Annotated in this window: 16 protein-coding genes and 3 pseudogenes; 13 read left to right on the top strand and 6 right to left on the bottom strand. The window is 70.8% G+C overall.

The window, feature by feature from the left end:
• Positions 1-182 precede the first annotated feature (182 nt).
• The gene (locus tag QF034_RS14230) at positions 183-548 is read left to right on the top strand and encodes a cupin domain-containing protein (RefSeq protein WP_307175306.1); all 366 of its coding nucleotides are present in this window, start codon (positions 183-185) and stop codon (positions 546-548) included.
• A gap of 116 nt (positions 549-664) precedes the next feature.
• On the top strand, positions 665-1315 hold the full coding sequence (locus QF034_RS14225; RefSeq protein ID WP_307175305.1) for a dihydrofolate reductase family protein: 651 nt from the start codon (positions 665-667) through the stop codon (positions 1313-1315).
• Between the two features lie 42 nt (positions 1316-1357).
• Here QF034_RS14225 and QF034_RS14220 read toward each other — a convergent pair whose 3' ends face one another.
• The gene (locus QF034_RS14220) at positions 1358-2146 is read right to left on the bottom strand and encodes an MBL fold metallo-hydrolase (protein ID WP_307175304.1); all 789 of its coding nucleotides are present in this window, start codon (positions 2144-2146) and stop codon (positions 1358-1360) included.
• Between the two features lie 86 nt (positions 2147-2232).
• On the opposite strand from QF034_RS14220, the gene QF034_RS14215 reads away from it, so the two are divergent.
• Positions 2233-2826, top strand: coding sequence for a CGNR zinc finger domain-containing protein (locus QF034_RS14215; RefSeq protein WP_307175303.1), 594 nt, complete (start codon positions 2233-2235; stop codon positions 2824-2826).
• Positions 2827-2846: 20 nt separating this feature from the next.
• Entirely contained in the window at positions 2847-3107 is a 261-nt protein-coding gene (locus tag QF034_RS14210; RefSeq protein ID WP_086558687.1) for a hypothetical protein, read from the top strand.
• 19 nt (positions 3108-3126) lie between these two features.
• On the opposite strand, the gene QF034_RS14205 is transcribed toward QF034_RS14210, so the two are convergent.
• The gene (locus QF034_RS14205; RefSeq protein WP_307175302.1) at positions 3127-3402 is read right to left on the bottom strand and encodes a hypothetical protein; all 276 of its coding nucleotides are present in this window, start codon (positions 3400-3402) and stop codon (positions 3127-3129) included.
• Between the two features lie 504 nt (positions 3403-3906).
• On the opposite strand from QF034_RS14205, the pseudogene QF034_RS14200 reads away from it, so the two are divergent.
• The 5 genes and pseudogenes from QF034_RS14200 to QF034_RS14180 form a co-directional block, all read left to right on the top strand.
• Positions 3907-4162 (top strand): annotated as a pseudogene (locus QF034_RS14200) (zinc ribbon domain-containing protein); the annotation flags it as partial.
• A 114-nt stretch (positions 4163-4276) separates the two neighbouring features.
• Positions 4277-5091 (top strand): annotated as a pseudogene (locus tag QF034_RS14195) (helix-turn-helix domain-containing protein).
• Positions 5078-5284, top strand: coding sequence for a DUF397 domain-containing protein (locus tag QF034_RS14190; RefSeq protein WP_307175301.1), 207 nt, complete (start codon positions 5078-5080; stop codon positions 5282-5284). The pseudogene QF034_RS14195 and the gene QF034_RS14190 overlap by 14 nt, the downstream one beginning before the upstream one ends.
• Before the next feature lie 29 nt (positions 5285-5313).
• The gene (gene recD2, locus QF034_RS14185; RefSeq protein WP_307175300.1) at positions 5314-7590 is read left to right on the top strand and encodes an SF1B family DNA helicase RecD2; all 2277 of its coding nucleotides are present in this window, start codon (positions 5314-5316) and stop codon (positions 7588-7590) included.
• Positions 7591-7768: 178 nt separating this feature from the next.
• Entirely contained in the window at positions 7769-9058 is a 1290-nt protein-coding gene (locus QF034_RS14180) for a citrate synthase (RefSeq protein ID WP_307175299.1), read from the top strand.
• Positions 9059-9691: 633 nt separating this feature from the next.
• On the opposite strand, the gene QF034_RS14175 is transcribed toward QF034_RS14180, so the two are convergent.
• The 3 genes from QF034_RS14175 to QF034_RS14165 form a co-directional block, all read right to left on the bottom strand.
• Positions 9692-11947: a heavy metal translocating P-type ATPase gene (locus QF034_RS14175; protein ID WP_307175298.1), complete on the bottom strand. Its 2256-nt coding sequence runs from the start codon at positions 11945-11947 to the stop codon at positions 9692-9694.
• Positions 11948-12088: 141 nt separating this feature from the next.
• Entirely contained in the window at positions 12089-12328 is a 240-nt protein-coding gene (locus QF034_RS14170; RefSeq protein WP_307175297.1) for a heavy-metal-associated domain-containing protein, read from the bottom strand.
• Positions 12329-12411: 83 nt separating this feature from the next.
• Positions 12412-13086, bottom strand: coding sequence for a TetR/AcrR family transcriptional regulator (locus QF034_RS14165; RefSeq protein WP_370880797.1), 675 nt, complete (start codon positions 13084-13086; stop codon positions 12412-12414).
• Positions 13087-13247: 161 nt separating this feature from the next.
• Between QF034_RS14165 and QF034_RS14160 the strand changes: the two are divergent.
• Together QF034_RS14160 and QF034_RS14155 are read left to right on the top strand one after the other, a co-directional pair.
• A pseudogene (locus QF034_RS14160) lies at positions 13248-15495 on the top strand (MMPL family transporter).
• 152 nt (positions 15496-15647) lie between these two features.
• The gene (locus QF034_RS14155) at positions 15648-16691 is read left to right on the top strand and encodes a zinc-dependent alcohol dehydrogenase family protein (protein WP_307175296.1); all 1044 of its coding nucleotides are present in this window, start codon (positions 15648-15650) and stop codon (positions 16689-16691) included.
• 61 nt (positions 16692-16752) lie between these two features.
• Here QF034_RS14155 and QF034_RS14150 read toward each other — a convergent pair whose 3' ends face one another.
• Entirely contained in the window at positions 16753-16953 is a 201-nt protein-coding gene (locus tag QF034_RS14150; RefSeq protein WP_307175295.1) for a helix-turn-helix transcriptional regulator, read from the bottom strand.
• A gap of 406 nt (positions 16954-17359) precedes the next feature.
• On the opposite strand from QF034_RS14150, the gene iolC reads away from it, so the two are divergent.
• A complete protein-coding gene (gene iolC, locus QF034_RS14145; RefSeq protein WP_307175294.1) occupies positions 17360-18310 on the top strand; it encodes a 5-dehydro-2-deoxygluconokinase in 951 nt (316 codons plus the stop codon).
• A complete protein-coding gene (locus QF034_RS14140) occupies positions 18307-19188 on the top strand; it encodes a Cgl0159 family (beta/alpha)8-fold protein (RefSeq protein WP_307175293.1) in 882 nt (293 codons plus the stop codon). Before iolC ends, QF034_RS14140 begins: the two co-directional genes overlap by 4 nt.
• Positions 19189-19223 lie beyond the last annotated feature (35 nt).

The following is a 19223-nucleotide window of genomic DNA, read 5'->3' as shown; positions in this document are numbered from 1 at the left end:
TCCACCTCCTCGTGGAATCGATTACATCGACGGGTGGATGGAATCGATTACACGCCGGTAAATCAAGACCCTGAGGGCACCTCTTGACCGGATCGTGATGTCGCGGGCCGCTCCGCGGCGGTTCAGGGTGGAAGGAGAAGATCCGTTGTCGCGAGGCCCGGGCGGGCCGGAGCGGAGGAGTCATGACGGCGGCGACCCGGAACGACGTACCCGTGGCCCTCGAGGGCAACGGCGTGGAACTGCGCCTCATGCCGATCGGCGGCGGCATGTCTGTGGGCTACCTCAGCCTGCCCCAGGGCACGGACATGGGCCCGGCCCTCAAGGGCCTGCCCGGCGACGCGTGCCAGGTCCCCCACTGGGGCTACCTGCTGAAGGGCCGGATCAGAATGCGCACGCCCTCCGGCGAGGAGGAGTACGAGGCGGGACAGGCGTACTACTGGGGCCCCGGCCATGTCCCGGTCGCCCTGGAGGACAGCGAGTTCGTGGAGTTCTCCCCGAGCGAGGACTTCCAGCAGGTGATCGAGCACGTGGTCGCGCAGGCCGGGTGAGCCGGAGGAAATCACCTGGCCACCGATGAGTTTCGCCGGCCCGGGCGGTCCATCCCTCGTCGACCACCGCAGGCATCGACGACCACAGGCATCGACCAGCCCTCAGGAGGAGCGCCGTGTCCCAGCAGCAGCTACTGCGCGTGCAGAACTTCAACGTCTCGAGTGACGGATTCGGTGCCGGTGAGCACCAGAGCCTGGAGCGGCCCTTCGGCCACGCCGACCCGGGACAGATGTTCGCCTGGGCCGGTGCCACGGCGAGCTGGCCCAACCGCACCGACCCCGGGGGCAGCCGCGGTCTCGACGACTACCTCACGCGCGACTTCGCGCACAACATCGGCGCCGAGATCATGGGCCGGAACAAGTTCGGCCCCCAGCGCGGCCCCTGGCAGGACTACGAGTGGCAGGGCTGGTGGGGTGACGAACCCCCGTTCCACACGCCGGTATTCGTCATGACCCACCACGAGCGCCCCTCGTTCACCCTCTCCGACACGACGTTCCACTTCGTCGGCGGCGACCCGGCCGCGGTCCTCGCCCAGGCCCGGGAGGCGGCACAGGGCAAGGACGTCCGGCTCGGCGGCGGGGCCACGACCATCCGGGAGTTCCTCGAAGCCGACCTGGTCGACACCCTGCACGTGGCGGTCTCGCCGGTGAAGCTCGGATCCGGTTCACGGCTCTGGGAGTCGCCGGAGGAGCTGTTCGACCGGTTCCACTGCGATGTCGTGCCGAGTCCGAGCGGGGTGACGCATCACCTGTTCTGGCGGAAGTGACGGCAGGGGACGGTCACTTGTTCCGGTGGAAGTGACGGCAGGTCAGTCGCGTCCGCCCCAGTCCAGGCGGTCGGCCAGCCCGGCGGCAGTGAAAGCCGCCGCCAGCTCCTCACGGCCTTCGGTGAAGTGGGCCCAGCTGTCGTAGTGCACGGGGACCACGCGGCGGGCGCCGAGGATCCGCGCGGCCTCGGCGGCCATGGCGCTGTCCAGGACGATGACCTCGTTGTCGAAGACTTCCGCGAAGCGCGGCGCGCCGGCGAACAGGATGGCGGTGTCCACCGGGGCGAAGCGCTCGGCGATCTCCTTCACCGCGTCGAGTGAGGCGTTGTCGCCGCTGACGTAGACGGTGGGCAGACCCTCGCCGGTCAGGACGAAGCCGACGACCTGGCCGGTTATCGGCTCGACCTCCTCGCGGGGGCCGGGGCCGTGGATCGCGGGGACACCCGTGACGGTGACAGTGCCGCCGTCGGGGCGGTCGAGCTCGACGGACTGCCAGTCGGCCAGGCCCGTGGCCTTCTCGCCGAGACGCTGTCCGCCGCCGGGAGTGGTGAGGGTGAGCGGGACGTCGGCGAGCAGGGCCCGGCCGGAGGTGTCGAGGTTGTCGGCGTGCTCGTCGTGCGAGAGGAGCACCACGTCCACAGGGCCGAGTTCGTCGGGCGCGCCGGCGGACGGGGCGGTCTTCGTCAGGACCACGGCGGGCGCCGGGAAGTCACCGGGGCCGTCGAAGGTCGGGTCGGTCAGGAACCGCAGGCCGCCGTACTCGAAGAGGGCGGTCGGGCCGCCGAAGACGCGGACGGGGAAGGGCGCGGTCGGCGCAGAAAGGGCAGACATCAAAAACCTCACGGATAGGTGCGTTCGAACCGTGAGGTGACCGTACCCACTCCTCACGGATACGCGCAAGCCGTACCATGAGAAGCATGGAAGAGCCCGTGACCGGACAGCCCGCCCCGCCGCCCGCACAGGGCGAGGAGGAACACTCCTCCCTCGCCCTCGTCAACAGCGCGGTCACCCTGCCCGGCGGGCACACGGTCGACCTCCTGGGCACCCCCGACCAGGCGAACCACTGGCTCACCCAGCGCGGCCTCGCCCCGGTCGACGCCGGCATGCGGGAGATGTGCGCCACCCAACTGCGCTCCCTGCGCGAACAGATCAGGTCGCTGTTCGCCGCCCGCGCCGAAGGCCTGCCCGCCCTCCCCGCGGCCCTGGCGGCCGTCAACGACGCGATGACCCGGGTCCCCACGGCCCCACTGCTGCGGTGGGACGACAAAACCGGCCCCTACCGCACGGCCCCCCACCCCACCACCGCGATCGTCGACCTGGCCCTGGCCACCCTCGCCGCCGACGCCGCCGACCTGCTCACGTCCCCCGACGCCGAACGCCTCACCGCCTGCGGCTCCCCGCCCTGCAACCGTTACCTGCTCCGCCACGGCCGCCGTCAGTGGTGCTCCACCCGCTGCGGCGACCGCGCCCGCGCGGCCCGCGCGTATGCCCGCCGCAGCAGCTCGCGCTGACGGTGTGGGACGGTTCGACCATGACCAGCGACTACGACCGTCTCCGTAACGGCATCGAGTTCATGACCGCCTACGTCTCCGGCAACGACCTGCTGACGGCCTACGTGACAGAGCGACGGCGCGAGGACCCCATGGCCACCGAGGCCCTCATGGACGGGGCGGCGGCCCTCTGCGCCCTGTTGCTGCGCAAGATGGCCCGGGACACCGGGAAGACCGAGCACGAGCTCCTCCAGGAACTGGCCCGCGGCACCCACCGGCATGAGCAGCGGTCCGAAGAGTGACTCTGATCCTTGGTCGGAGTCAGGGTGCCGATGTGAGCCGTGCCCCTCTGCTCTCCGCCACCCGCTTGACGTCCCGCAGGGACTCGGTGAGCCGCAGGGCCAGATAGTGCAGCTCCGCGCTCGTCACACGGCGTTCCGCGAGGAGCGCGGCGGCGTGGCCGAGGAGACCGTCCGCCATGTCCAGCTGTACGGCTTCGATGTCGTCGGCCAAGCGTGAGACGTAACCCGTCCCGTCGCCCACGAGATGGCACGGCCTGCCCTCGACAGTCGTCCAGGGCAGCAGCCGCCCGGCCATCGCTCGCTCACCTCCGCCGCCAGGTAGGGGTGGACCAGTCGGTTGTCCTCTCCGCGCAGCGGACGTTCCTCCGCGCGGCGGGCCACCGCGCCGCTGGCGCCGTCACGGCAGTACGGGCACGGGGGCGGTGCGGGGGATCGCCGTCGCCGTCCGCGTGGAGGGAACAGGGCGCGGAGGAGCGGTTCGAGGGCTCGGGCGATGAGGTCTGTCCTGTCTGCTTGCCTCCCGACCTGCGGTGACTGCGTTCTGTGGTGAATCACCTGCTTCTTGCGAGGAGGCCCCGGCGTTCACGCCGGGGAGGAATCGCATCCGGGCGTCGCGAGGCGGAGCGTCGCCGCATCCGTTAGGGGCGCGGAGCGCCCGTACCGCTGTCGGTATAACCGAAGTGATGCGAACGCGTGTGCCCGTGATCGCTGGTCGGAGTGGCGGCCGTGGGATCGGGGTGCGTTTGTGCTGCTGTCGTACATATGGTCCTTCGAAGGGTTCGGGACAGTGCAACGTCCCGTCCAGATGGGCCGCAAGTACGGGCGGGACATCCGCCTGGTCCACCCTGCGCACACCACGATGGACTGCGCGCACTGCATGACGAGAGCAAAGCGCACTGCCGCTGGGAGAGCGCACCTACACCTGCACCGCGTGCGGGGCCGTGTCCCCGCGGGACAAGAACTCCGCACGCGTGATGCTCGTCCGGGCTGGTCTCAACCCGGCTGGTACTGATGGCGGAAGACCTCCCGGAGCGCTGCTCCAGGAGGCGGCCTGAGCCAGGAATCCCCTCCCTTCAGGGAGGGGAGGATTCAAAGAGTGGGGTCGGTGCCGGCTCGCTTCCAGGGGGTGGGACTTGACATCGCGCTTGTCAAGAAAGGGTGTTGGCCGCATGGACGATTGTCGTGCGCCTCGAACACTGCGGAGAAGTACGGGGAGAGCTGAGGCTGTGGCGGATCGCGGCCGGCCTCACCCAGGAGGAACTGAGCGACCAGGTCGTGTGCTCGCCCACGCTGATCAGCCACTTCGAGGCCGGCAGGCGCCTTCCGAAGCCGGACGACGCGCAGCGGATCGACCGGGCGCTCGGGACGGACGGGTTCTTCGCGCGGTGGCTGGAGGACCTGGAGTCGAAGTACACCGACCACTTCGCAGCCGTGGCCGAGCTTGAGCAACTGGCATCCAGCAGTTCGCGCTTTCACTGGTCCCCGGAGTGCTTCAGACCGACGACTATGCACGCGCCCTCTTCCGTGCATACCGGCCGAACCACACGCCCGGGGAACTTGACGAGCTCGTTGTCATCCGAACAGAGCGCCGACGAATCCTCGACGGACCGGCGCAGACTGTGGTCTGGACCCTGCTCGACGAGGCGGTCCTCCGGCGTCGCGTCGGCGGGCCGCAGGTCATGGCAGAGCAGTTCCACAAATCGCGGACATGGCCGAGTCGGGACGACTGCGCTTGCATGTCCTTCCGTACGGCGTGGGGGCACACGCGCTCATGCAGAGTCTGCTCACGCTCATGACGTTCGAGGACTCGGCCCCGGTGGCCTACGTCGAGGGCTTTCAGACAGGGAACCTGATGGATGATCCGGCCCTGGTGAGCGCCTGCCAGACCGCCTACTCTCTGGCCCTGAGCGACGCGTTGTCGCACCAGGAGTCACTGGCCCTCGTCAGGGCGGCAGCGGAGGAACACGCGCATGGTCACCACTGAAAGCAGCATCACCGGCTGGTACAAGTCCAGCTACAGCGGCGGCGATCAAGGAGAGTGCCTCGAAGTCGCCCGCGACCACCCCGACGTCCCCGTCCGCGACAGCAAGACCGCCCCCGGCCCCACCCTGGTCTTCTCCACCCACGGCTGGACGGCGTTCGTGACGGCCGTCAAGGAAGGTCACATAAGGGCCTGACTGTCGTACCCCGGCGGTACGGTCGGATCATGCCCAACCAGACGGGAACCCCCGCCGGCGAACGGCGACTCGCCGTGCTCGAAGGCGTTCTCGAGCGGATCACGTACGCGAACGAGGAGAACGGCTACACGGTCGCCCGGGTCGACACCGGCAGAGGCGGCGGTGATCTGCTCACGGTCGTGGGCGCGCTGCTCGGTGCCCAGGTCGGGGAGTCCCTGCGCATGGAGGGCCGCTGGGGCTCGCATCCCCAGTTCGGCAAGCAGTTCCACGTGGAGAACTACACGACCGTCCTGCCGGCCACCGTCCAGGGCATCCGCCGCTACCTCGGCTCCGGCCTGGTCAAGGGCATCGGCCCGGTCTTCGCCGACCGCATCACGCAGCACTTCGGGCTGGACACCCTCCAGATCATCGAGGAGGAGCCCAAGCGGCTCATCGAGGTCCCTGGCCTCGGGCCCAAGCGGACGAAGAAGATCGCCGACGCCTGGGAGGAGCAGAAGGCGATCAAGGAGGTCATGCTCTTCCTCCAGACGGTGGAGGTGTCCACGTCCATCGCGGTGCGGATCTACAAGAAGTACGGCGACGCGTCCATCTCCGTCGTGAAGAACCAGCCCTACCGGCTCGCCGCCGACGTCTGGGGCATCGGCTTCCTCACCGCCGACAAGATCGCCCAGTCCGTCGGCATCCCCCATGACAGCCCGGAGCGCGTCAAGGCGGGCCTGCAGTACGCGCTGTCGCAGTCCACCGACCAGGGCCACTGCTTCCTCCCGGAGGAGCAGCTGATCAAGGACGCGGTCAAGCTCCTCCAGGTCGACACGGGCCTGGTCATCGAGTGCCTCGCCGAGCTGGCCGAACCCCCGGAGGACGGCGAGGAACCCGGAGTCGTACGGGAGAAGGTCCCGGGCCCGGACGGCGGCGAGCCCGTCACCGCGATCTACCTCGTGCCCTTCCACCGCGCCGAACTCTCCCTCTCCGCCCAGCTGCTGCGCCTCCTGCGCACGGAGGAGGACCGGATGCCGGGCTTCCGTGCGGTGGCCTGGGACAAGGCCCTCGGCTGGCTGAGAACACGCACCGGCGCCGACCTCGCCCCCGAGCAGGAGGCCGCCGTCAAGCTCGCGTTGACCGAGAAGGTCGCCGTCCTCACCGGCGGCCCCGGCTGCGGCAAGTCCTTCACGGTCCGCTCCATCGTGGAACTGGCCCGCGCCAAGAAGGCGAAGGTCGTGCTCGCCGCCCCGACCGGCCGGGCCGCCAAGCGCCTGTCCGAGCTCACCGGCGCCGAGGCCTCCACGGTCCACCGCCTGCTGGAGCTGAAGCCCGGCGGCGACGCGGCCTACGACCGGGACCGCCCGCTGGACGCCGACCTGGTGGTGGTCGACGAGGCGTCCATGCTGGACCTGCTGCTCGCCAACAAGCTGGTGAAGGCCGTGCCGCCGGGAGCCCATCTCCTCTTCGTCGGGGACGTGGACCAGCTGCCCAGCGTCGGCGCGGGCGAGGTGCTGCGCGATCTCCTGGCCGACGGGAGCCCGATCCCCGCCGTCCGCCTCACCCGGGTCTTCCGGCAGGCCCAGCAGTCGGGCGTGGTGACGAACGCGCACCGGATCAACGCCGGCCAACACCCGCTCACCGACGGCATGAAGGACTTCTTCCTCTTCGTCGAGGACGACACGGAGGAGGCGGGGCGGCTGACGGTGGACGTGGCGGCGCGGCGGATCCCGGCCAAGTTCGGGCTGGACCCCCGCCGGGACGTGCAGGTCCTGGCACCCATGCACCGCGGCCCGGCGGGCGCCGGCACCCTCAACGGCCTGCTCCAGCAGGCCGTCACCCCCGGCCGCCCCGACCTGCCCGAGAAGAGATTCGGCGGACGGGTGTTCCGTGTCGGCGACAAGGTCACCCAGATTCGCAACAATTACGACAAGGGCAAGAACGGCGTCTTCAACGGCACCGTCGGTGTGGTCACCTCGCTCGACCCGGTCGACCAGCGCCTGACGGTGCTGACGGACGAGGACGAGGAGGTTCCCTACGAGTTCGACGAGCTCGACGAGCTGGCTCACGCCTACGCCGTGACCATCCACCGCTCCCAGGGCAGCGAGTACCCGGCGGTCGTCATCCCGGTCACCACGGGCGCCTGGATGATGCTCCAGCGCAACCTGCTCTACACGGCGGTCACCCGGGCCAAGCAGCTGGTCGTCCTCGTCGGTTCGCGCAGGGCGATCGGCCAGGCGGTGCGCTCCGTTTCCGCGGGCCGCCGGTGCACGGCACTCGACTTCCGGCTCGGTTCGCAGAAAAATGATCGATCAAATGAGTCGTGAAGGTCACAGAGCACTTCCAGAAGGGGAACACAGGGGGCAGGATGAGGAAGTTGGCGGCACTCAGTGCCGTCAATAGGCCCGATGGTCGACCCCGAGTGCACTCTCCTGAGCCGAGTGGGGGATGGTAGAGACAGTCAGGGCACCTCGAAGAAGAGGCACAACGTCGGTGAGGGATGACGTGAGCGACAACTCTGTAGTACTGCGGTACGGCGACGGCGAGTACACCTACCCGGTGATCGACAGCACCGTCGGTGACAAGGGCTTCGACATCGGCAAGCTCCGCGCCCAGACCGGTCTGGTGACGCTGGACAGCGGGTACGGCAACACCGCCGCCTACAAATCCGCCATTACCTACCTGGACGGCGAAGCGGGCATCCTGCGGTACCGCGGCTACCCGATCGAGCAGCTGGCCGAGCGCTCCACCTTCCTGGAGGTCGCCTACCTGCTGATCAACGGCGAGCTGCCGACCGTCGACGAGCTCTCGTCGTTCAAGAACGACATCACGCAGCACACCCTGCTGCACGAGGACGTCAAGAACTTCTACAGGGGCTTCCCGCGCGACGCCCACCCGATGGCCATGCTGTCCTCGGTCGTCTCGGCGCTGTCCACGTTCTACCAGGACAGCCACAACCCGTTCGACGAGCGCCAGCGCAACCTCTCCACGATCCGTCTGCTCGCCAAGCTCCCGACGATCGCGGCGTACGCGTACAAGAAGTCGATCGGCCACCCGTTCGTCTACCCGCGCAACGACCTGGGCTACGTGGAGAACTTCCTCCGCATGACCTTCTCGGTCCCCGCGCAGGAGTACGACCTCGACCCGATCGTGGTCTCCGCGCTCGACAAGCTGCTGATCCTGCACGCGGACCACGAGCAGAACTGTTCTACCTCCACGGTCCGCCTGGTCGGCTCCTCGCAGGCGAACATGTTCGCGTCGATCTCCGCCGGCATCAACGCCCTGTGGGGCCCGCTGCACGGCGGTGCCAACCAGTCCGTGCTGGAGATGCTGGAGGGCATCCGCGACTCCGGCGGCGACGTCGACAACTTCATCCGCAAGGTGAAGAACAAGGAGGACGGCGTCCGCCTGATGGGCTTCGGCCACCGGGTCTACAAGAACTTCGACCCGCGCGCCAAGATCATCAAGGCCGCCGCGCACGACGTGCTGTCCGCCCTCGGCAAGTCCGACGAGCTGCTGGACATCGCGCTGAAGCTGGAGGAGCACGCGCTCTCCGACGACTACTTCGTCTCGCGCAGCCTCTACCCGAACGTCGACTTCTACACCGGCCTGATCTACCGGGCCATGGGCTTCCCGACCGAGATGTTCACGGTCCTGTTCGCCCTCGGCCGGCTGCCGGGCTGGATCGCCCAGTGGCACGAGATGATCAAGGAGCCGGGCTCCCGCATCGGCCGCCCGCGCCAGATCTACACGGGCGTCGTCGAGCGCGACTTCGTGCCCGTCGAGGAGCGCTGAGGCGTCGTAGTGCCGCTCGGCCCCCGTATCCGCGCTCGTGCGGGTGCGGGGGCTCTTGCGTAGGTGCGGGGCGAGCAGGCCGCGAGCAGGCCCGAGGGGCCGAGAAGCAGAAAAGAAGGCGCCCTGTCGCCGGTCCCCCCACGGGCCGACGACCAGGGCGCCTTCCCAGTCCCGGTACGGATTCCCCCCACGGGATCCGGCCGGGCGTCTGTGAGGACAGCGCCTGAATCGCTGTGAGCACAACGAGCAAAACTCGCCGTACTGTGGTGTGCGGTCTGCCGGGACAGCGCACGACCGGGAGGGCCGCTCAAAGCTTCCCGGTGTACGTGCCCCGGCAACGCATCTCTGGAGAGGTCCCCCAAGACATCTCCAGATGCCAGGTGGCGCCCCCCAAGACGCTGCCCGACATCGTCAACTTAGACCTTCGAACCCCTTCGATGGTTACGTTCACATCACTGTGATCTGCGTCTCTTGCGCATGTCCGGTAGATACGCAAGAGCCCGGATATGCCGTCCGGGGCTCAAGCGTAAGGATGATGCGCGAGCCTTGTGAAGAGCTTATGTGAGCCGGGCCCGGGACTCCAGAGGGGCTCATATCACGTTCGCCGCGAACTTAGGGCGAATTCGGGGGACTTCACCGGAATGTCCGGAGCCGGAGACTGTTCGTGACGACGAAGACCGACGAGAAGGCCATCGCGGCCCCGGCGATCATCGGGTTCAGCAGTCCCGCGGCGGCCAGCGGCAGCGCGGCCACGTTGTAGCCGAAGGCCCACACGAGGTTGCCCTTGATCGTGGCCAGCGTCCGGCGGGAGAGCCGGATCGCGTCCGCGGCCACCCGCAGATCGCCGCGCACCAGCGTCAGATCGCCCGCCTCGATCGCCGCGTCCGTGCCGGTGCCCATGGCCAGGCCCAGGTCGGCGGTGGCGAGCGCCGCCGCGTCGTTGACGCCGTCGCCCACCATGGCGACGACCCGCCCCTCGGCCTGCAGCCGCCGTACGGCGTCGACCTTGTCCTCGGGCAGGACCTCCGAGATCACCCGGTCGATCCCGACGGCCTCGGCCACCGCATCGGCCACCGCCCGGTTGTCCCCGGTCAGCAGCACCGGCGTGAGCCCCAGCGCGCGCAGCTCGCGCACCGCCTCCGCGCTGGTCTCCTTGACCGCGTCCGCCACGGCCAGGACGGCCTTCGCTGTTCCGTCCCAGCCCGCCACGACGGCCGTACGGCCGGCCCGCTCGGCCTCGTCCCGCGCGCGGGCCAGCAGCGGCGGTACGTCGTCGAAGAGCCGCCCCACGGCGACCTCACGGCCCTCCACGAGCCCCCGCACGCCCCGCCCGGGGACGTTCTCGAAGTGCTCGACGTCCGGGAGCTGTCCGGCCCTCTCCGCGGCGCCCAGCGCGATCGCCCGGGCCACGGGGTGCTCGGAGGCGTGCTCGACGGCGCCCGCCAGCCGCAGCACCTCCTTCTCGTCGGCGCCCTCGGCGACATGGACCTCCTGGAGGGTCATCCGGCCCGTGGTGACCGTGCCGGTCTTGTCCAGGACGACCGTGTCGATCCGGCGCGTGGACTCCAGGACCTCCGGTCCCTTGATGAGGATGCCGAGCTGGGCGCCGCGGCCCGTGCCGACCATCAGCGCGGTCGGCGTGGCCAGGCCCAGCGCGCACGGGCAGGCGATGATCAGGACCGCGACGGCGGCGGTGAACGCGGCGACGCCGTCGCCGGTCAGCCCGAGCCACGCCCCGGCCGTGGCGGCGGCGATCAGCAGGACCACCGGCACGAAGACCCCGGCGATCCGGTCGGCGAGCCGCTGCACCTCGGCCTTGCCGTTCTGCGCGTCCTCCACCAGCTTCGCCATCCGCGCGAGCTGGGTGTCGGCGCCGATCCGGGTGGCCTCGACGACGAGCCGGCCGCCCGCGTTGACCGTCGCCCCGGTGACCGCGTCCCCGGCCGTCACGTCCACCGGCACCGACTCGCCGGTCAGCATCGAGGCGTCCACCGCCGAGGCGCCCTCGACGACCGTGCCGTCGGTGGCGATCTTCTCGCCGGGCCGTACGACGAACCGGTCGCCGACGGTCAGCCGCTGCGCCGGGATCCGCACCTCGCGCCCGTCCCGCAGGACCGCCACCTCCTTGGCGCCCAGCTCCATCAGCGCCTTGAGGGCCGCTCCCGCACGGCGCTTGGAACGGGCCTCCAGATAGCGGCCCAGCAGGATGAAGGCCGTGACGCCGGAGGCGACCTCCAGGTAGATCGAGGAGGCGCCGTCGCCGCGCGAGACCGTGAGCTCGAAGGGGTGCCGCATGCCGGGCATGCCCGCGTCGCCGAGGAACAGGGCCCACAGGGACCAGCCGAACGCGGCCAGCGTGCCGAGGGAGACCAGCGTGTCCATGGTGGCGGCGCCGTGCCGGGCGTTCGTCCAGGCCGCCCGGTGGAAGGGCAGTCCGCCCCAGACGACGACCGGTGCGGCGAGGGTGAGCGAGAGCCACTGCCAGTTGTCGAACTGGAGGGCCGGGACCATGGCCAGCAGGATCACGGGCACCGCGAGGGCGGCGGAGACGGCGAGGCGGCGGCGCAGGGCCGACAGCTCGGGGTCCTCCCCGGCGGTGTGCGCGCCCTCGGTGGCGGGCTCCTCCTCGCGCGTGGGCGCGGGCTCCTCGGCGGTGTACCCGGTCTTCACCACGGTCGCGATGAGGTCGGCGACCTCGGTGCCCGCGGGGTAGGTGACCCGGGCCTTCTCCGTCGCGTAGTTCACCGTGGCGGTGACGCCGTCCATGCGGTTGAGCTTCTTCTCGACGCGGGCCGCGCAGGAGGCGCAGGTCATCCCGCCGATGAGCAGCTCGACCTCGGCGAGCGCCGGCTCGCGGCCGGCCGGCGCCTTGGCGGTGGTGCTGGTCATGTCCGTACTCCAGGTGATGCGGGGGCCCGGGAAGCGGGACGGGCCGTACGGGCCGGGGGCCGGCGGCGTACGGCCCGTACGTCGGTACGAGTGCCAGGGCCGGGGTGTCTCAGACCTGTGCGTCTCGGCTCTCGGGACCGGTCAGGCCTTCCCGGCCAGCTCAAAACCGGCTTCGTCGACGGCCGCGCGCACGGCCGCGTCGTCGAGAGGGGCGGCGGAGACGACGGTGACCTCGCCGGTCGAGGCGACGGCCGTCACCGAACTGACGCCGGAGATCTGGGAGATCTCGCCGGAGACGGCGCCCTCGCAGTGTCCGCAGCTCATGCCGCTCACCTTGTAGACGGTGGTGACGGGGCCCGTGGTGTCGGTCTGGGCGGTCATCTCGTTACTCCTCGTCGAGGCGTGTGGGGCGATGGGGACCCTTGGGGTCCGCATATCCAACTGTACCCCTAGGGGGTATCAGCTCACGACGCCCCGGTCAGCGGCCCCAGGTAGCGCAGGAGGGCGGTCTTCAGCTCCTGGACGTACGCCTCGCGTTCGGCGCCCTCGTGGGCCAGGACCAGCTCCAGGCCCGCCTTGTAGATGCCGACGCACATCTGGGCCGTGCGGGTGATCTCGGAAGCGGGGACGCCGGGCACGAACGGGGCGAGAATCGTCTCCACCCGGGTGGCCAGCGTGCGGTGCAGTGCGTCGTGCTCCTCGGCGATGCGTCCCGGGATGTCGGGTCCGTGCATCAGTGCGAAGAAGGCCGGGTGGCGGCAGTTGAACTCGATGAAGCGGTCGACGGTCCCGGCGACCACCTCCTCGATCGGGGTCGCCGCGGGGTCGATCGGGGCGAGGACCTCGTCGTAGGACTGCCGCATCTCGTGCATGAGCCGGCTGCCCAGCTCGATCGCGATCGCTTCCTTGTTCGGGAAGAACTGGTACAGCGTCCCCGGTGAGACGCCCGCCTCGCGGGCGATGGCGTTGGTGCTGGCGGCCGTGTAGCCCGTCGTGGAGAAGACGGTGGCGGCGGCGTCGAGGAGCTGGGCGATCCGGCGCTCGCCGCGCGCCTGACGGCGGCGCGGCCGGTCCTCGGCCGCCGCCGTCGTCTCCGTTCCGGGCTTCTCGGTTCCGGGTTTCTCGGTCTTCTCGGGCACGCGTTATCCCCAGGTCTCAGCACGCGATTGACAAACACGAGTGCCCACTCGCATTCTGGGGGCAGAAATGCGAGCGATCTCTCGTGTTTGCCAGTCTATGGCAGCCCCGTGCTGTCAGGCTGCGCCTGGACACGGGTCACCGGTGAAGGGGACACCGCACGATGACCGAAGTCAACACACCACCACGCGCCGGAACATCAACGCGCGCCGGAACCCCACCACGCATCGGCCGCTGGACCCGCTTGGTGACCTCCCGGCCCAGGCTGTCGCTGCTGGTGGCGCTGGTGCTCACCACGCTCGCGGTGCTGGCCGGCAGCGGTGTCGCCGACCGGCTCGGTGCCGGCGGCTGGGAGGACCCGGCCGCCGAGTCCACGTACGCGACCAAGGCCCTGGAGCGCGAGTTCCCCGGCTCCCAGCCCAACCTGCTGCTCCTGGTCGACGCGGGCGACGCCTCGGTCGACGCCCCGGCCGTCGCAGCCCGAGCGAAGGCTCTCGCCGAGCGACTGGCCGGCGAGCGGGGCGTCACCGGCGTCGGCTCCTACTGGCAGTCCGGCACCCCGGCCCTGCGTGCCGAGGACGGTCATGAGGCGCTGATCGCCGCCCGCATCACGGGCGACGAGAAGACCGCCGGGGAGACCTTGGAGCGCATCGCGCCCCACTACCGCGGCGCGCACGGCGCGGTGGAGGTCACCGTCGGCGGCCCGGTCGCCGTGCGGCACGAGATGCAGACGATCATCCAGGAGGACCTGACCCGGGCCGAGCTCATCGCCCTGCCGGTGACGCTCGTGCTGCTGGTGATGGTCTTCGGCAGTGCCGTCGCGGCCCTGCTGCCGCTCGGCATCGGCATCGTCGCCATCCTCGGGACGAACGCGATCCTGCGCGGCCTCACCGAGCTCACCGACGTGTCCGTGTTCGCGATCAACCTCACCACGGCCCTCGGTCTCGGCCTCGCCGTCGACTACGCGCTGTTCATCGTCCGCCGCTTCCGTGAGGAACTGTCCACCGGCGCCGAGCCCCTGACCGCGATCGGCACGACGCTGCGCACCGCCGGCCGCACGGTGCTGTTCTCCGCCCTCACGGTCGCGGTGTCCCTGGCGGCCATGCTGGTCTTCCCGCAGTACTTCCTGCGGTCCTTCGCCTACGCCGGGATCGCCGTGGTGCTGCTGGCCGCGGCCGCCGCGCTGATCCTGCTCCCGGCGGCGCTGACGCTGCTGGGGCACCGGGTCAACTCCCTCGACCTGCGCCGCGTGTTCCGGCGCGGACGCCGGCCGAAGCCCGCCGAGGAGGAGGGCAGGGCCTGGGCGCGCTCGGCGTCGCTCGTCATGCGCCGCGCCCCGTTCTTCGCCCTGGGCACGACAGCCGTCCTCGTCCTGCTCGGACTGCCCTTCCTCGGCGTCAGGTTCGGCACCGCCGACGACCGCCAGCTGCCCTCGACGTCCGAGTCCCATGTCGTGCAGCAGCACATCCGGGACGGCTTCCCGGGCAGCCCCGGCGGCGGTCTGGAAGTGCTCGCCGAGGGCCGCGCGACCGAGGCGCAGTACGGCGCCTACAAGGAGCGGATCGCCGGACTGCCCGAGGTGCTGCGGGTCGACGGACCGCTGGTGAAGGGCGACTCGGCGTACTTCACGGTGCTGCCGAAGGGCGAGGCGGTCGACGGCCCGGCCCAGCGCCTCGTCGGCGACCTGCGCGAAGTCCGGGCCCCCTTCGACACCAAGGTGACCGGCACGGCGGCCGTCCTGGTCGACTCCAAGGACGCCATAGGGGAAAGCCTGCCGCTCGCGGCCGTCTTCATCACGATCGTCACGCTGCTCCTGGTCTTCCTCCTCACGGGCAGCGTGCTCATACCGATCCAGGCGGTCGTCCTCAACGCGCTCAGTCTGACGGCCATGTTCGGCGCGGTCGTCTGGATCTTCCAGGACGGCCATCTCTCCGGCCTGCTCGGCTTCACCAGTCCCGGCTCCATCGAGACGACCCTCCCGGTCCTGATGTTCTGCGTGGGCGTTCGGCCTGTCCATGGACTACGGCGTGTTCCTGCTCTCGCGCATCAAGGAGGAGTACGACCGCACCGGCGACCACGACCGGGCCGTCCGCCACGGCCTGAAGCGCACCGGCGGGCTGATCACGGCGGCGGCGGTCATCCTGGCCGTGGTCATGGTCGCGATCGGTACGTCCCGGGTCACCAACACCAAGATGCTCGGCCTGGGCATCGCCCTGGCGGTCCTGATGGACGCGATGATCGTCCGCAGCCTCCTGGTCCCCGCGGTCATGCGCCTCACCGGCCGCGCCACCTGGTGGGCCCCGGGCCCCCTGCGCCGCTTCCACGAGCGTTTCGGCCTGAGCGAGTCCGGCCCGGAACCGGCCGGAGCACCGGAGGAACCGGCCCGGGACAAGGTCGGAGCCCCGGGCTGAAGCGCAGGTCCGTACCGCACAGGTCCGTACCGCATGGGCCCGGACGGCACGGCCCGCACGGCACGGGCTAGCGTTCCCCGAGACGCTGACTGCTCGGGGGGCGCGAGGACAACCGGCGCCGCCCCCGGGCACGAACGGAAGGCGGGTAGATCATGCGGGCCGTTGTGTTCGAGCGGTACGGGGAGCCGGCCGAGGTGCGGGACGTCGCCGATCCGGAGCCCGCGGAGCACGGGGTCGTCGTGCGGGTCGAGGCCACGGGGCTGTGCCGCAGCGACTGGCACGGCTGGCAGGGCCACGACCCGGACATCACGCTGCCGCATGTGCCGGGGCATGAACTCGCCGGGGTCGTCGAGACGGTGGGCGACCGGGTGACCCGCTGGCGGCCCGGCGACCGGGTCACCGTGCCGTTCATCTGCGCCTGCGGCACTTGCCCGTCCTGCGCGGCGGGCGACCACCAGGTGTGCGAGCGGCAGACGCAGCCCGGCTTCTCGCACTGGGGCTCCTTCGCCCAGTACGTGGCCCTGGACCACGCCGACGTCAACCTCGTGGCGCTCCCCGGGGAACTGTCCTTCGCGACGGCGGCCTCCCTCGGCTGCCGGTTCGCCACGGCGTACCGGGCGGTGGTGCGGCAGGGCCGGGCCGCGGCGGGGGAGTGGGTCGCGGTGCACGGCTGCGGCGGGGTCGGTCTCTCCGCGGTGATGATCGCGGCGGCGTCGGGCGCGCAGGTCGTGGCCGTCGACGTGTCGGCCCGGGCGCTGGACCTGGCGCGGAAGTTCGGGGCGGTGCAGTGCCTGGACGCGTCGGCCGTGCCGGACCCCGCGGCGGCGGTCCGTGACCTCACCGGCGGCGGCGCCCATCTCTCGCTGGACGCCCTCGGTTCCCCCGCCACCTGCGCCGCCTCCGTGAACGGCCTGCGCCGCCGCGGCCGGCACGTCCAGGTCGGCCTGCTGCCCTCGCCGACCGGCGCGACACCCGTGCCCATGACCCGCGTGATAGCCCTGGAGCTGGAACTCCTCGGCAGCCACGGCATGGCAGCGCACGGCTACGCGCCGATGCTGGAGCTGGTCCGCGGCGGCGTCCTGCGCCCCGACCTGCTGGTGACGTCCACGATCCCGCTCGACGAGGCCCCGCCCGCCCTGGCGGCGATGGGGACGGCGTCCCCGGCGGGTGCGACGGTCATCGAGCCGTGGCGCTGATCCTCCCCCGGGCACAGCCGTGCCCCGTGCGGCGGTGGGGCACGGGGTCGGGCCGAGAGGCTCAGTCGGTTCTTCGGGCGCGGTTGCCGGGCCGGGACGCCACCCAGGCCCGGACGGTGTCGGCGTACCAGTAGGGCTTGCCGTTCTCGAGGTGGTCGGGCGGGGGCAGCAGGCCGTGCTTGCGGTAGGAGCGCACGGTGTCCGGCTGCACCCGGATGTGTGCCGCGATCTCCTTGTACGACCAGAGCCTTCGGTCGGTCATGAGGTGCACCTCCCCGCGCGCACCACGGCGGCGGCCGGGACGACCGTCGGGAGCCGGGCGCTGCGCTGGCGATCAACAAGCCTGTGTCCGGTCAACGACGCTCCCGTGACACAGGGCAGGGCCTGTGCGCCGGGTGTGACGGAAGGGCCGCGGACACGGGACACCTGTGACAGGAAGAGGGCGTTTGTGACACAACCGGGGCACACGGATTCGCCCGAGCTCCGGCGGGGTGCCTTGACGCGGCATCAGGCGAAGACTGGAGAACCGAGGGGCGCGCACAGCGGACACACGCGCACGACATCGGAAAGCGCTGTCATGATCTGGTCCGAATGTCCGGACAAAACATTGACAGGGCTTCGGGAAGGGGACTACAAAGCCGGGGAGAGCCGACACCGAGGGGAAGCCGATGGCGTACGACCTGATCACCATGGGGCGCATCGGAGTGGATCTGTATCCGCTCCAGACGGGTGTCCCGCTGCCGCAGGTCACCTCCTTCGGCAAGTTCCTCGGTGGCTCGGCCACGAACGTCGCGGTCGCCGCGGCCCGCCTGGGGCGGCGCACGGCGGTGATCACCCGCACCGGCGACGACCCCTTCGGCACGTACCTGCACGAGGCCCTGAAGGGCTTCGGCGTGGACGACCGCTGGGTCACCCCGGTCCCCGGCCTGCCCACCCCGGTCACGTTCTGCGAGGTCTTCCCGCCGGACGACTTCCCGCTGTACTTCTACCGGCAGCCCAAGGCCCCCGACCTGGAGATCGACGCCCACGAGCTCGACCTGGACGCCATCCGTGACGCTCGCGTCTTCTGGGTCACGGGCACGGGCCTGAGCGAGGAACCGAGCCGTACGGCGACGCTCGCGGCCCTCGCCCACCGCGCCAAGTCCGGCACGACGGTCTTCGACCTCGACTGGCGCCCGATGTTCTGGACGAACCCCGACGCGGCCCGCCCCTTCTACGAGGAGGCCCTGCGCCACACCACCGTCGCCGTCGGCAACCTCGACGAGGTGGAGGTCGCCACGGGCGTACGCGAGCCGCACGCCGCCGCCCGGGCCCTCCTGGACGCCGGTGTCGAGCTCGCCGTCGTCAAGCAGGGCCCGAAGGGCGTCCTCGCCGTCCACCGCGACGGCGTCACCGCCGAGGTCCCGCCGCTGCCCGTGAACGTCCTCAACGGCCTCGGCGCCGGAGACGCCTTCGGCGGCTGTCTCGTCCACGGCCTCCTGGCCGGCTGGGACCTGGAGAAGACCATGCGGCACGCCAACGCCGCCGGCGCCATCGTCGCCTCCCGCCTGGAGTGCTCCTCCGCGATGCCCACTCCGGACGAGATCGAGGCGGCCGTCACCGCGGGGGCCGTCCAGTGACCGTCGACGTCTGCGAACTCGTCCGCCTGCGCAGCCACCGCCCGGAGGCGATCGCCGAGGCCGCCGCCCGCCGCACCCGCCGGCCCCTGCTGAACGACAACGGCCGGCTGATGATCGTCGCCGCCGACCACCCGGCCCGCGGCGCCCTCGGCGTCGGCGGCCGCAGCCTGGCCATGGCCAACCGCGCCGACCTCCTCGAACGCCTCTGCCTGGCGCTGTCCCGCCCGGGCGTGGACGGCGTCCTCGCCACCGCCGACATCCTCGACGACCTGCTCCTGCTCGGCGCCCTCGACGGCAAGGTCGTCCTGGGCTCGATGAACCGCGGCGGCCTCCAGGGCGCGCGCTTCGAACTCGACGACCGCTTCACCGGCCACCGCCCCGAGGACATCGAGCGCCTCGGCTTCGACGCGGGCAAGCTGCTCCTGCGCATCGACTATGACGACCCGGGCTCCCTCACCACGCTGGAGTCCACCGCCCGCGCCATCGACGACATGGCGGCCCGCCGGCTCCCTGTCTTCGTCGAGCCGTTCATCTCCCGCCGCGACGAGACGGGCCGGCTGCGCAACGACCTGTCCGCCGAGGCCGTCACCCGGTCGATCGCCATCGCCTCGGGCCTGGGCGGCAGCTCGGCCTACACCTGGCTGAAGGTGCCGGTCACCGACAACCCCGACGACATGGCCGAGGTCATGGCCGCCTCCACGCTGCCGGCCGTACTGCTGGGCGGCGAGGTGGGCGACGATCAGGACGGGGCGTACGAGAAGTGGCGCGGCGCTCTCCAACTGCCCACCGTGCGCGGGCTGGTGGTCGGGCGTTCGCTGCTCTACCCGGCGGACGGCGATGTGGCCGCCGCCGTGGACACCGCCGTAGGACTGCTGTGAGGGCCGCTTCATGAGCAGTGAGCCGTACATCCCCC

Origin of the sequence: Streptomyces africanus (assembly GCF_030816955.1) — a bacterium.
Lineage (GTDB): Bacteria > Actinomycetota > Actinomycetes > Streptomycetales > Streptomycetaceae > Streptomyces > Streptomyces africanus.
Note: the sequence above shows the minus strand (reverse complement) of the source record. Positions and strands in the feature narration are given on the sequence as shown.